This window comes from Spiroplasma endosymbiont of 'Nebria riversi', from assembly GCF_018831625.1.
GTDB lineage: Bacteria > Bacillota_I > Bacilli_A > Mycoplasmatales > Nriv7 > Nriv7.
The window spans coordinates 380,449-393,473 of the sequence record NZ_CP065193.1; the positions used below are offsets into that span (position 1 = coordinate 380,449).

A 13,025-nucleotide genomic window follows, 5' to 3' on the forward strand; every position below is an offset into this window, starting at 1 on the left:
TTATTGTTCTCAATAACTAGTTATTGGTGTTAAAATAATTGCAAAAATAATTACCGCTGTTCCGCCAAGCACAAACATATCGGCAATATTAAAAATTGAATATGGCGGAAATAATTGTCAAGAAAAATAATCAACAACGCCTCATTCAACAATTTGATTTGAAAACCGATCACCAAAATTGCTTAATGCGCCAGCAACAATTAATGCTAAACCAGTATTCATCATTGTTGTTTGGGCAAATAAAAATCCTACTAAAATTAACAAAATAATAATACTTTGCACAACAACCATTAATTGAGGATTTTCAGCACCAATTCCAAATGCCGCTCCTGTGTTATATACTAACTCTATTTGAATAAATCCTGGTAAAAAATTAACCATTTCATTTTCATTTAAATTATTAATAACAACATTTTTAATTAAAAAATCAATTAAAATCAGAATAAAAATACCTATTAAAAATAATAATTTTTTCTTTAAATTTCAAGTATAATTACTGAAATATTCCTTAAATGAATTTTTTCACTGTTTTAAATGACGATTCATTATTTATTTTCCTCTAATTTACTAATAACCTTTTGACAACGAGAACAAAGTTCATCCATCGTAACACTCACAATCATTCAACAACGAAGACACTTATCACCAAGTTTTAATTTTACCGCAATTTTAGCCGTTGGATACTGAACACCCTCACTTAAATTGTTAGTAACAATTAACTCACTAATAATAAACATTTGTCCTAAACTATTTATTGTTGCTAACTCTTGATAATTATCATTTAACTCCATAATAACTTGAGCTTGTAAAGACTTACCAATAACCTTTTCATTTCTTGCTAGTTCTAATGCCTTATTAACATCTTCGCGTAATTGTAAAAGTTTATATCCAATATTTTTAATTTCCTTAATATTTTCAAATGTTGGCAAGACGACCATATCCATTAAATGAATTGAAGATAATTTATTTGTTAACGATAAATGCTCATAAACTTCTTCACAAGTGTGAACTAAAATTGGTGCCAAATTAAACAATAGCGCTTGTAAAATATAATAAATTGTTGTTTGTACTTTTTTTCGACGCATACTATTTGCTTCTTCAATATACAAAATATCTTTAGTAAAATCAAGATAAAATGCTGAAAGGCTATTAACAATAAAATTATTTGTTAATACATATACTTCATTAAAATCATAATTATTATATGCTACTTGGGTTGCTTGATGATATTCTTGAGTTTTAACTAATAAATACTGATCAACTATTTCATACTCTTTAACAATATGTTCTAATTTAAAATCAAATAAATTTCCTAACATAAAACGCATTGTATTACGAATCTTACGATAGGTTTCACTAATTTGTTTTAAAATATCATTACCAATTTTCATTTCATCAGTGTAATCAACTGATGAAACCCATAATCGTAAAATATCACTACCATAAGTAGTACATACTTCCAAAGGGTCAACAACATTACCTAATGATTTTGACATTTTTTTACCTTTTTCATCATTAATAAAGCCATGAATAATTACTTGTTCATAAGGAGCTCGTTTTAATGGACTAATAACACCCGTAGTTAATGAAGAATTAAATCATCCTCGAAACTGATCACTGCCTTCTAAATAAAGATCCACAGGATATTTTCAATGCTTTTGTTGCCACAAGTTTCAATGCGAAATTCCACTATCAAATCAAACATCCATAATATCAGTTTCTTTACGAAACTTACCATTAGGGGCTTGATGATGCACATAATTTTTTGGCAATAACTTATCTAATGATCAACTTCATCAAATTGTTGTTCCATATTGCGCAATTAAATCACGAAAATGTTTAATTAATGCCACATCATAAATCGGTTCATTATCTTCACCATATAAAATAGTAATCGGTACTCCCCATAATCTTTGACGCGAAATACATCAATCATCACGATGCATAATCATTTGACGCATTCTTTCTTGCCCTCAAACTGGTAAATATTTAACTTGATTAATTTGTTCCAATAATTGTGATTTAATCGCGCTAATAGCAACAAACCATTGTTCAGTTGCGCGATAAATAATTGGCTTTTTAGTTCTTCAATCATGAGGACAAGAATGCTTAATAAAAGCTAAAGCTAATAATTTATTGTCAGCTTTTAATCTGGTAGTAATAATTTTATTAGTATCTTCATAAAATTTACCATATAATTGTTCATCATTAATTATATCAGTAAAATAACCAGCATCATCAACACTAACAATTGGGGCCGTATTATTTTGTTGACCAATAATAAAATCATCAACGCCAAAACCACAAGCAGTATGAACTAATGCTGTCCCCTCAGTTAAAGTAATATGATGTCCTAAAACTACTTTATTAATAATATTGCTATATAACGGATGAAAATAAGTAATACCAACTAAATTAGCACCAATTAATTGGTTAACAACTTTAACATCTAATAACTGGCATTGTTCACTAACTTTTGCTAATAATTCCTTAGCAACGACCAATTTACCTTGGTTGGAGTTAATAACAACATATTCAATATCTCTGCCAACAGCAATAAATTGATTACTAGTTAATGTTCACGGTGTTGTCGTTCATACTACTAATCGCACATCATTATCTAAAACACCATTACCCGCTTTCAAATCACAAGCAACAAAAATACTTGGTGATGTCTTTTCCATATATTCTACTTCTGCTTCAGCTAACGCTGTCTGACTACTTGGTGACCAATATACAGGTTTTAATCCCCGATAAATAAGCTTTTGTTCAATCATCATTATTAAAAAATCAATTTGATAACCTTCATATGCGGGAACACAAGTAATATATTCATCATTAGGAATATTTAATAATCCTAAACGAGCAAATTGTTGCTTTTGAATTGCTATTTGCTCTTGAGCATATTCATAACACTTATTACGAAATAAAACTGGATCTGATTTTTTTCACTCAATATTTAACTTAGTAATTGCGGTTTCAATTGGCAATCCATGTGTATCTCAACCAAATAATAATGGTACATAATAACCATTAAAACTACGATTTCGCACAATAATATCTTTTAAAATTTTATTCAAAGCATGACCAACATGAATACTACCATTAGCATAAGGTGGTCCGTCATGTAAAATAAACTTTTTACCAAATTCATTTTTCAATAAAATTTGTGACCATAATTGTTCTTTTTGCCACTTTTGCTGATAATGCAATTCTTTATCTTTTAAATTAGCTCGCATTTCAAACATAGTTTGTGGCATTAACAAAGTACTTTTTCAATCACGCATCTATAATTCTCCTTTATTTTTTAGTAAGAAATTTTCTTACTAACTTCAATAAATATCCAAAATCTAGGTTATTGGACATAAAAATGTCTAACAACTAAAACAAATAATATCACATTTATTAGCGACATTAGAATACTCCCTAAATGAATTTATCGTGCACAACTAAGCAATCATTAGATAATCATTTCACAATAAATTATAACACTAACCTAAAATAACAAAAAGTAGAAGGTAATAAATATTTACCTTCTACTTAGTGATTTATTTTTATTTTAATTTACTAATAATAATATTAGTTATTTCATCAATTGACTTATCATCACTTTCAATAACTAAAAAATTAAACTTAGTTTTATATTTTTCATATCATTGTTCATACTTCTCATTTAATAAAACTCAATAATTTTCATCAACTAATAATTCACTAGTTCGGCCACGAACTTTTATGCGCTGAATCGCCGTTGATGAAGACACGCGCAAAAAAACAATTAAGTCCGGAGTAATTAAATTATCTAAATAAATACTTTCTAAAACCACATTGTGATAAAAGTCACAATAAACTTGATAATCAATATCATTAATAAGTTGTAAGTCTTTTAACACTTCAACAAAAATAACATCTTCCATCACGCTGCGATCAAAAATTACATTTGCTTTACCCTTAGTTAATTTTAATTGTTGACTTCGCGCCATTAACATATATACTTGCATTTTAAAAGCTGTTTGTTGCGGATCACGATAATATTCATCCAAATATGGATTTTCATTTACTGGCTCATTCATTAATAAATAATCGGCATATCTTTTTGATAATTTTTCACTAATAGTTGACTTACCAGCTCCCACAACTCCTGATAATATAATTCGCATTTATTTAAACTCCTTATTTGTGTTAATCTTGACTTTCATTTTTAAATTTATCACTGACACCCGTCGTTTCTTCGGTTGTTGTTATTGATTCTGATTGGTAAAGTAATATTTGTTGACAACTGCTTTTTGATGTTAAGAACACCAAATTCATTATGACAATTATTTTATTTAAAATTAATTTGTTAGATTTTTCTGCTTGTTTTTTAGTAGAAAAAATTTTAACTAAATTACTACTTATTTTTAATAAAACTTTACTCATACTTCTTCTGATTAATGAACAATAATTAAAGATAATATCTATTTCTGCAAGTTCTACTGTGCTACCGGCGATAGCAATAATTGTTATGTTGCTTAACAACTTTAAAATTTTTGCCATTTTTTATCCTCCCAAATAAATATATTTATCTAAATATTATTATTTATTTTACATTTTTTATCATTTTTTAGCAATATTTTAAAAAGGTCGCGTTTAGTTTTCTTAGGTATTGCTTTGAAGAAATAAAAAATCAGCTAATTATATTATTTAATTACTAAACTAACCCTGCCTTTCTTGTTATTGTCATTTTTATTCGTTACCATTTTATCATATTATTGAATTTTTACACAATGAAAAATTTTTTTTAATTTTGTAGAAAGCTCTTGATAAAATAAAAAAAATCATCAACTTGATAATTTTAAAAGGCTTTTATGTAAAATTAATATTTTTACTTTAATTTTTTATACATTAAAATATAATACCACTGTTTGTTGGTTTGGAGTTAAACCCTTATGTTGGTATTTTCATTTTCAGAGATTTAAATAATTTTGAATATTAGTAAAACCTAAACCATGATAATGAATTAAGGCTTCTTTAAGACTAGATTGTAATTTACTGATTTTATTTAAGTTACGATAACTAGCTTCAGGATTAATTGTTGTTTTAGTTACACATAAAGTAGAATTTGTTTGTTTTGCTACTAAAAAATATAATTTTTGCATATCAGAAGTAATAATTGAATTTTGATTAATTAATTCTTTGTTCATATTTTCAATAACTCATTGTTTTTGTAAACGTTTGGTGTTTGTGGATTTAACATAAATATTGTTATTATTATCAACTGCCATTTGAATACAGCATTTAGTATTAGTTGCGAATGGGTCAAGGTTAATTCTTCGTGGATCAGTTTTATGTTTGAAATTTCCTTTATGAATTTCTTTAATAAATGTTTCATCGATTTGGATTTTACCAGATAATTTTTTAAATTTTAATTGGGTATTTTCTAATTGTTTTAATCTCATTAATTTTTGACGATTATATCAAGCAGTTTTTAATGTAGTTTTAATAAAACGAGAAATTGTTTTACTAGATTGCCCCAGCGATGAAATTTGAATCAATAAATTTCATTGTTCATAATTTAAATGACTTCAATAAATAAAATGATTACGGGAAGCGTCCAAACTTTCATGGCAATTTTTACATAAATATTTTTTTCCTTCTGAATTATGTCCATTTTTAACGCAATGGTGAGATTCACATTTAGGGCATTTAATACCTTGTGCTCTAAATTTTTGATCAATTTCATTTAAACGTTTTTGTTTTTTTATTAATTCTGCTTGTTGTTTGACTTTTTCATAAAATTCTAAAAATTGATCATCTGTTAAAGTATTTACTAGTTCTTGAATTATTTTTTCCATAATTATTATCCACCTCTATCATATTAAAAATATACCTAAAATTAAGTATATTCAATAAATATCAAGAGTTTTCTACAAAATTAAAAAATTTTTTTAATTTTATTAAATTTTAACTAATATTTTTACTTACTTAAATCTATTATATTTATTTGTTACAGCATTATCTTTATAGTTAATTCAACTATCATCATTTTTATTATTATATTTATTTCATAATGAATTTTTATATATTTGTTTTCTGATTTTTATTTCTGAATTAATACTTTCATTAATATAATGTAATACATTTAATTTGTTTAAATTTGCCATTCTTAAATGTAATAGGTTATTTAAATTCTTATGATTATATATTTTCGCCCCATATCCTAATTGTTGTTTTACTAAATGAGATACATCACTTTCAATGCTACAACCAATATTTCATTCTAAATTTTGATGATGAATGCCATGCTTATTATTACTGAAATAATTACTCGCCTTCCTTAAATTTATTTTAATATCTTTATTTAATTCATTTTTAGCAATATTACGAATGGTTTCGATTAATTCTTGATGATTGCCATCCTTATATAATTTAATTCAACTATTTAATGCTACTTTGCGATTTTCAAAAATAATATTAAATGCCGTTTGTTTTAATTTTTTAATAGCGTGACAACCATCTAAAATATATCTAACATTACCAAAACTATTGGCAATTTCTCTAATTGAAGCATCACCATCACCACAAACAATTATTTTGTCATAATTAATATTTACATAATGTTTTTGTAATTCTTTAATTAATAAATCACGATAATCCATCGTATTTATTCGTTTACCAACTTTTAATATTAAAAAATGACCTCGTGGATAGGTTACAATAAGTTGGACCATATTTATGTGGACTTTCAAATAAAATAAAATTATTAAGAAAGTAGGAAGATAAAAATGGGGAAAAACTCATATTCAAATGAATTTAAAAAACAAATTGTCATGCTTTATCAAAACGGAAAAAGCATTGTTGAAATTATTAAAGAATACGTAGTTTCAAAATCAGCCGTATATTCAGTGAATTGAAAATTTTAATAATTTTGGGTCATTTAAAGTGCAAGATAATCGCACTGTCGAAGAAAATGAATTAATTTACTTGCGAAAAGAAAACCAACAATTACGAATGTAAAATGACATTTTAAAGCGAGCAGCACCGATAATTGTCAAAAAATAAGCATTATTAACAATAATAAAGAAAAATATTCCGTGCTAAAAATGTGTCAAATATTAAAAATAGCAAAATCAACATATTATTATCAAACTAATAATTGTGTTAAGTATGATGTTAATAATTATGAAGAAGAAGTTATCAGTGCATTTAATAAAAGTCGTAAAATTAAAGCTGTTTTAATGAGAAAAGATATTATCTTATCACGTCGAAAAATCAGATTCCTTATGATCAAAAATAATTTGGTTTCTAAATACACCAAATTAAAATATCGCAATCATAAAACAATGGTTAATAACGACCAGATTAGTAATGTTTTAAATCGTCAATTTAATAACAAAAAACCTAATGAAGTTGTTGTTAGTGATTTAACATATGTGCAAGTTGGAGGAAAATGACATTATATTTGTTTATTAATTGACTTGTTTAATCGATAAATAATTGGCTATAGCGCCATACCAAACAAAACCGCTGAACTAGTTCAACAAGCTTTTCATAAAATAACACGACCATTAAATAAAATAACTTTATTTCATACTGATCGTGGTAATGCGTTCAAAAATAAAATCATTGATAAAATTTTACTAACCTTTAATATTAAAAGATCATTGAGTGCGAAGGGTTGTCCTTATGACAATACTATGGCTGAAACAACTTACAAAACTTTTAAAACGGGATTTATCAAGAGTAAAAAATTTGAAAATTTAACACAATTAAAATGCGAATTATTTGATTTTGTTAATTGATATAACAACATTCGAATTCACGGCAGCCTAAATTATTTAACGCCTGTGGGGCGTATAACAAAGAGGTAGTGAAATAATAAAAAGACGATAATTATCGTCTTTTTTGTTCTTTTGTAAAACAAAATATGCACTTCGATAAATATTGGAGATTGGTTTATATTATGTGTGTAAGGTAACCATTTTAGACCAGCAAGAGTACTCCTCCCTCTTAACAATAATTTTTTAAAGGCGGTATTTTAATTAATAAAATTAAACTAACTTTATTAACTTGTTCAAACAAAAAACTAAATTCTATCTAAAAATTGTGTTGTAAATATGAGAACACTTTTTAGGTGTACCTAAAAATGCTTTTTGGTAATTTCGAGCATTTCTCGCACCTAGTTAGCTAACTAGGAAATTGCATATAAGGAAGGATATATATTATTTTTTTACAAAAAATAAAAAATTATTGATATGAGGAGTTAATAAATAATGACTAACTTAAAAAATTTATTTTTAAATAAAAAATATATTGTTGCTGAAACAACAAATGCGATTTTACTATCAATTCCCAATATTGGCGGCGGTTCTTGAGTTCCTCGCAAACTAGTATACCCATCAATTAAATATGCAAATCATATGGTGATCGGTATTTTTACAGAAAATGATTATGAAGTTATTAAGTGTGATACCAACGGTACACAGAAAATTACAACCATTAAGGGGTAAGAAATTATTAATTTGTATGAAGAAGTTAAAATTAAAAATCGACAAAAATTTTTAGAAAATATTAAAAAATCTGAACTTGATAAAGATATTAATTTTAATTATATTATTCCCGAATGACTAAAAGAAACTGATTTAAATTAGTTATTAAATCTTGAACAAGTACGAAATGGCTAAAAAATATTGTTATGTTATATATTATTGTGAAACCAATGAGTTAGTCGGTGTTTATGATAGTATTGCCGAAATTGTAGAACGCTATTATGGGCTTTCGCGCAATGATCTTAATTTTGAAAGAAAAGTCCACTCATTAAAAACTGTAATTTATTACAAGAAAAAAGCCATTCGTCCGCGGAAATGAATTATTTATAAAGAAATAATTGAGGAAGATTAATTAATGGAAAACAAACATTTTTATTGACTTAAAGCGTTACGCCAAAAATATTCTTATAAAGAATTAATTACAGCGTTAAAAGCAATTAATTGTCAATTGAAAGAAAAATCATTGCAATGTGAGTTTAAAAGAATAGAAAATTATTGTAAGCGGAGAACTAAAAAAAACTTATGATTATCAAAATTGCTGTGTGCCACAAGAAAAATGTACTCATTTTCTTTGCTAACAACACATAAGGATAAGGAGAAAAATATAATATTTCTAAATCTTTATTGAGGCGTGGTTCGCCGCTTCCGATTACTCAACAAAAAATGTGGTTGTCATAAGGTAAGTATTTAGTTTATGAATTATATAATTGGTATCGACCCCGTAGGAATCGGTTCTACTGGTATTGTTCTTTGGAATTTTGAAAATTCATGCATTGAATTTAACGAAACAATAATTTCTGAAAGCGTTGAACAAGCAATTTTTAAAATCAAAAAATTATTTGATAATTTTAAAAGAATAGAAAATTTTAAGCCATTGTTTATTATTGAAAATTTTTTCTTAACTAAAGGTAGAACGATTACCAATCCTTTAGAAACCTCAGAACTTATTGGAGCAATAAGCAGTCTTTTAAGGTTTAAATATCATTGACACTTTCTTAGACAAGAGCCTTCTAAAAATAAAGGATTTTTTTACAAAGGAAATTTAAAACTTACCAAACACGAGCACGATGCGTGAAAACATATTCAATACTTTTTAGGTAATGAGGTAAAACAAAATGTTAAAAGCACTAAAAACAAAAAAAATAAAATAAAGTAATTGACTATGTTAATTTTGTAAATTTGACAGTTATTTTAAAAGATATTCCCAAAATCACAGAATTTAAACAAAAAATAGCTATTAGTAGTGTTGTTGTTAAAGTTGGTAATGTTCAAGTTAGTTGAGCGAGTCTTAACTACACAATGCTCTCTATTTATGAAGAAAAGTTGCAAAAAGAATTCTTAAAATTAAAAGAACACAATATTATTTTAATTGAGGGAAAATTACACAATCGTTATTATCCAAATAAGACCACCCGCAAAACATTTTTTAGTAGAAACCATATAAATATGACAAGATTTTGGTTTCTACAAACTTGCTGTTAATTAATAAATAAATATGAGCTCATTTATTTATTGCAAAAAAATATAAGGTTAAATTAACACTTATTATTTTTAATTATGCCTTATATTTTTTTGTGCCTTGATAATAATAAACTAAGTTAATTAGTAAACGAAGTTTACTAACAAATTTTGTTAAACATAAATGTTTAAAAAAATAAATATTTAACTTAGTTTAATATAACTAAATATATTTGTAAGGATGGTATGTATGTGAGAAATATTGAAAATATTTTTTTAAATACTAAAAAATATCTTTTAAAAGAAACACAAAACGCAATTCTTATTAAAGCACCAGAAATTCCGTGATTTAGTAATCCTATTGGTATTTGATTTTCAAAACGATTTGTTTATAAAGGCAAATATGAAAATTCTATTTGTATTGGAATAATTAGAAATGGTGAGTATCAGTTGGTTTCAGTTAATAAGAAAGAGCAGGAGTCTAATTTGATTATAGGACAAGAATTGTTAAATTTTTTTATTGTTGAAAAAGAGAACGATAAAAAGGATGTAAGTTTTAATTATTTTAAAAATTAATTTTAAAGGTGTTTTAAGGTGCCTTAAGAATAGAGGTAAATAAAAAAAACATCTTGGTTGATGTTTATAGTGGCGAAGCGGTGCGGAAAGCGTATGCTCCGCCCGCTAGTTATGGATGAGTTGAGTTATTTAACTAAGTTATTGCATTTTTTTGATTTCGTGTAGTAAAAAATAGTTTTGGAGTTTTAGAAATGACAATGTGAGTTAGCGTGGATGAACCACCTAAAAATTATTGTCGAGAGTTTATATATTCTATTAATAAAAAAACTGGATTAGAACAAAAAATTTGAGCTTATAAATCTACAGTTGATTCTGTTAGAACTGATTTAGTTGGTGATAATTGACTTTGTGTTGATTTTGTTGAACATAATTGTTTAAAAAAATAAATTAATTAAAAAATTAAGGAGAAAAGGAAGATGAATATATTTGGATTAGTATTTTTTACGATTTTAACATTATTACTAGCATACTATATTGCTGTTAATATTTATCGGTTTTTTAAAGATAAAAAGAAATATGGTAGTGAAGCAAAACAGCTACCAAAAGATTTTACTTATTCACAACGAATATTTATTGCAAAGTTTAAACGAAATTTGTTAGAACAAGATGAAAAAGAAATTAAAAAGTAGGTTTAGAAAATGTTTAAAAAAATAATTATTGAGTTAATTGAATTAATTTATCCAACTGCCGATTTACCACCCCAAGTTGTATTTTTGTTTTCAATTTTAATAATTGTAATGCTGTTTTCAGCCATTATTTTTCTACTCTTTTGACCTTTTAAGCGGTAATTATTATGTTTTTAGTTGCTTGAAAAGATTTAGATTGAGAAATGACAAAATTGTATTTTTGAGATTTATTTATCCAAATTACAACTATTCCGGCGTGAGTTTCTGGTAAAGAAATTGATTTAACCAAAGAACTACCTTGACTTTTAATAGCAAATATTGCGTTTTGAATGGTATTAGTATTCATCGTCTTATTTATGTTTATTTTATTTTATAAGGTTAAATCATATTTTGTTTAGAAAGGGGGTGATTATATGTTTAGAATTTTTCTTGATGGAGCAACAACACCACCAGTAGCAATTACTGGTGAACAAGCGGTTACTAACTTATGAAAAGCATTAATTAAAGCATTTGGTAATATTTGGACTGATATTATTGGTGGTAATATGCCAAATGTCGTTAATTTTTTTGCTACATATTGAGTTTTCTTGCTTGGCGTGATTATTGGTTTATTTTTAATCGCTTTCAAAATGTTTGAAAAATTAATGCCTGGCAGATAGTAATAAAAATAAAGAAAGTGTGATTTAAGTGGTGCTATTATTCAAAAAAATAAATTTAAGATTATATGATTTTGTCGCTTTAAATCGCGCTTTATTTATTATTGCGTGATTCTATGGCGCGATTTTGCATTATTATAATCCTCAAAGTTGAAGAATGTTATTTGATGTTATTTACTTACTAATTGCTTTGTATATTTTATATACTAAAATTTCTCATTTCTTTGCTCGTCTTAGTTTTATTAATTTCTTATTAAATTCACCCTTAAATTTAATAATTGGTGCCTTAGGGACTGGGAAAAACGCTTTAATGGTTTTAGCTCCTTACTTATTAAGCGATTGAAAAATGATTTCTACTTCTCCGATTACCAATAAACAAATGCTTTCATTAGGACATATGTCTTTATTGGATTATAATTATCCGATATTAGAAGAAAAGCATTTGCTGTTATGAGATGAAACTAACTTATTTTTAGAAGGAACTGACTATAAAGAAAATGATAGAGTAACTCAAGGTTTACAAGAATATTTTGCTTCAGCACGGCAATTTACCCATATTGTATTAGCAAGCGGACAACGATCCGAACATATATGAGTTAAAGTTCGTGATATTGCGAATTCAATAATTGTTGGTATTAGAAAAAAACCGGTTAGTATCTTTCGTCCTTATTTACAAGTTATTTATGGCACTTTAAAAATGGCGAGCGAAAACGAACAATGACGATTAACTTTAATAAATGCTAAAAATGATAAAAAAGGTCGCAAAATCAAGTATCGTAGCATTCCGGAATTAGATATTTATTTCTTTAAATTGAAAATTCCAATGTCAATTTTAAATCTTTATGATAATAAATATTTATCATTCTTGCGTGAATTAAGTAATCGTGCTTTGAATGATAATTATCAACATAAATTTTGAAATGATAATGTAATGGATATTGAAGCATTAGAATATTTAAAAATGGAAAAATTTAGCAAAATACTTACTAAGTTAAAAAATAATCTGAAGAAGAAAAATAACGGTTAACCCCGTTTTTAGTAGCGATAATTATTATTTAGACATTAATTAAATTAAATTAAGTTTTATTTAATATTTTTGTTTCATTATCAGCACAATTCCAATAACAATCATAATTCAGAAAAAAATTGCTATTGGTGCAAAACCAAATAAAAACTCAAATATA

18 protein-coding genes and 1 pseudogene are annotated in these 13,025 nt (G+C 26.1%); 13 read left to right on the forward strand and 6 right to left on the reverse strand.

From position 1 onward, the window contains the following. The 6 genes from lspA to I5Q57_RS02585 all read right to left on the reverse strand — a co-directional run bounded on the left by lspA (position 1) and on the right by I5Q57_RS02585 (position 6,707). On the reverse strand, positions 1–546 hold the full coding sequence (lspA, locus tag I5Q57_RS02560; protein ID WP_215826667.1) for a signal peptidase II: 546 nt from the start codon (positions 544–546) through the stop codon (positions 1–3). Then, a complete protein-coding gene (gene ileS, locus I5Q57_RS02565; RefSeq protein ID WP_215826668.1) occupies positions 546–3,287 on the reverse strand; it encodes an isoleucine--tRNA ligase in 2,742 nt (913 codons plus the stop codon). Before ileS ends, lspA begins: the two co-directional genes overlap by 1 nt. A 267-nt stretch (positions 3,288–3,554) precedes the next feature. After that, entirely contained in the window at positions 3,555–4,157 is a 603-nt protein-coding gene (locus tag I5Q57_RS02570) for a deoxynucleoside kinase (RefSeq protein WP_215826669.1), read from the reverse strand. A gap of 22 nt (positions 4,158–4,179) precedes the next feature. Further along, a complete protein-coding gene (locus tag I5Q57_RS02575; protein ID WP_215826670.1) occupies positions 4,180–4,533 on the reverse strand; it encodes a hypothetical protein in 354 nt (117 codons plus the stop codon). A gap of 341 nt (positions 4,534–4,874) precedes the next feature. Next, positions 4,875–5,831, reverse strand: a complete 957-nt coding sequence (locus I5Q57_RS02580) for a transposase (protein ID WP_215826671.1) — start codon at positions 5,829–5,831, stop codon at positions 4,875–4,877. 126 nt (positions 5,832–5,957) lie between these two features. Next, positions 5,958–6,707 carry a hypothetical protein gene (locus I5Q57_RS02585; protein ID WP_215826672.1) on the reverse strand — a complete coding sequence of 250 codons (750 nt, stop codon included), beginning with the start codon at positions 6,705–6,707 and terminating at the stop codon, positions 5,958–5,960. Between the two features lie 54 nt (positions 6,708–6,761). Here I5Q57_RS02585 and I5Q57_RS02590 point away from each other — a divergent pair. From I5Q57_RS02590 to I5Q57_RS02645, 13 genes and pseudogenes are all read left to right on the forward strand, one after another. Further along, positions 6,762–7,847 (forward strand): annotated as a pseudogene (locus tag I5Q57_RS02590) (IS3 family transposase). Positions 7,848–8,249: 402 nt separating this feature from the next. Beyond that, a complete protein-coding gene (locus tag I5Q57_RS02595; protein ID WP_215826673.1) occupies positions 8,250–8,486 on the forward strand; it encodes a hypothetical protein in 237 nt (78 codons plus the stop codon). 12 nt (positions 8,487–8,498) lie between these two features. Then, positions 8,499–8,627, forward strand: a complete 129-nt coding sequence (locus I5Q57_RS09605) for a hypothetical protein (RefSeq protein ID WP_256444886.1) — start codon at positions 8,499–8,501, stop codon at positions 8,625–8,627. 25 nt (positions 8,628–8,652) lie between these two features. Then, positions 8,653–8,877 carry a hypothetical protein gene (locus I5Q57_RS02600; protein WP_215826674.1) on the forward strand — a complete coding sequence of 75 codons (225 nt, stop codon included), beginning with the start codon at positions 8,653–8,655 and terminating at the stop codon, positions 8,875–8,877. A 3-nt stretch (positions 8,878–8,880) separates the two neighbouring features. Then, positions 8,881–9,216: a hypothetical protein gene (locus I5Q57_RS02605; RefSeq protein ID WP_215826675.1), complete on the forward strand. Its 336-nt coding sequence runs from the start codon at positions 8,881–8,883 to the stop codon at positions 9,214–9,216. A gap of 3 nt (positions 9,217–9,219) precedes the next feature. Further along, positions 9,220–9,681 (forward strand): hypothetical protein, encoded by a 462-nt coding sequence (locus I5Q57_RS02610; protein WP_215826676.1) that lies wholly within the window; start codon positions 9,220–9,222, stop codon positions 9,679–9,681. A gap of 23 nt (positions 9,682–9,704) precedes the next feature. Beyond that, positions 9,705–10,007 carry a hypothetical protein gene (locus I5Q57_RS02615; protein ID WP_215826677.1) on the forward strand — a complete coding sequence of 101 codons (303 nt, stop codon included), beginning with the start codon at positions 9,705–9,707 and terminating at the stop codon, positions 10,005–10,007. A gap of 228 nt (positions 10,008–10,235) precedes the next feature. Next, complete coding sequence (locus I5Q57_RS02620) at positions 10,236–10,559, forward strand: hypothetical protein (protein WP_215826678.1); 324 nt, start codon at positions 10,236–10,238, stop codon at positions 10,557–10,559. 191 nt (positions 10,560–10,750) lie between these two features. Beyond that, positions 10,751–10,945: a hypothetical protein gene (locus I5Q57_RS02625; RefSeq protein WP_215826679.1), complete on the forward strand. Its 195-nt coding sequence runs from the start codon at positions 10,751–10,753 to the stop codon at positions 10,943–10,945. Positions 10,946–10,975: 30 nt separating this feature from the next. After that, a complete protein-coding gene (locus I5Q57_RS02630) occupies positions 10,976–11,188 on the forward strand; it encodes a hypothetical protein (protein WP_215826680.1) in 213 nt (70 codons plus the stop codon). Positions 11,189–11,352: 164 nt separating this feature from the next. Next, positions 11,353–11,583 carry a hypothetical protein gene (locus I5Q57_RS02635; protein ID WP_215826681.1) on the forward strand — a complete coding sequence of 77 codons (231 nt, stop codon included), beginning with the start codon at positions 11,353–11,355 and terminating at the stop codon, positions 11,581–11,583. 15 nt (positions 11,584–11,598) lie between these two features. Then, entirely contained in the window at positions 11,599–11,844 is a 246-nt protein-coding gene (locus tag I5Q57_RS02640; protein ID WP_215826180.1) for a hypothetical protein, read from the forward strand. Positions 11,845–11,872: 28 nt separating this feature from the next. Then, on the forward strand, positions 11,873–12,868 hold the full coding sequence (locus tag I5Q57_RS02645; RefSeq protein ID WP_215826682.1) for a hypothetical protein: 996 nt from the start codon (positions 11,873–11,875) through the stop codon (positions 12,866–12,868). Positions 12,869–13,025 lie beyond the last annotated feature (157 nt).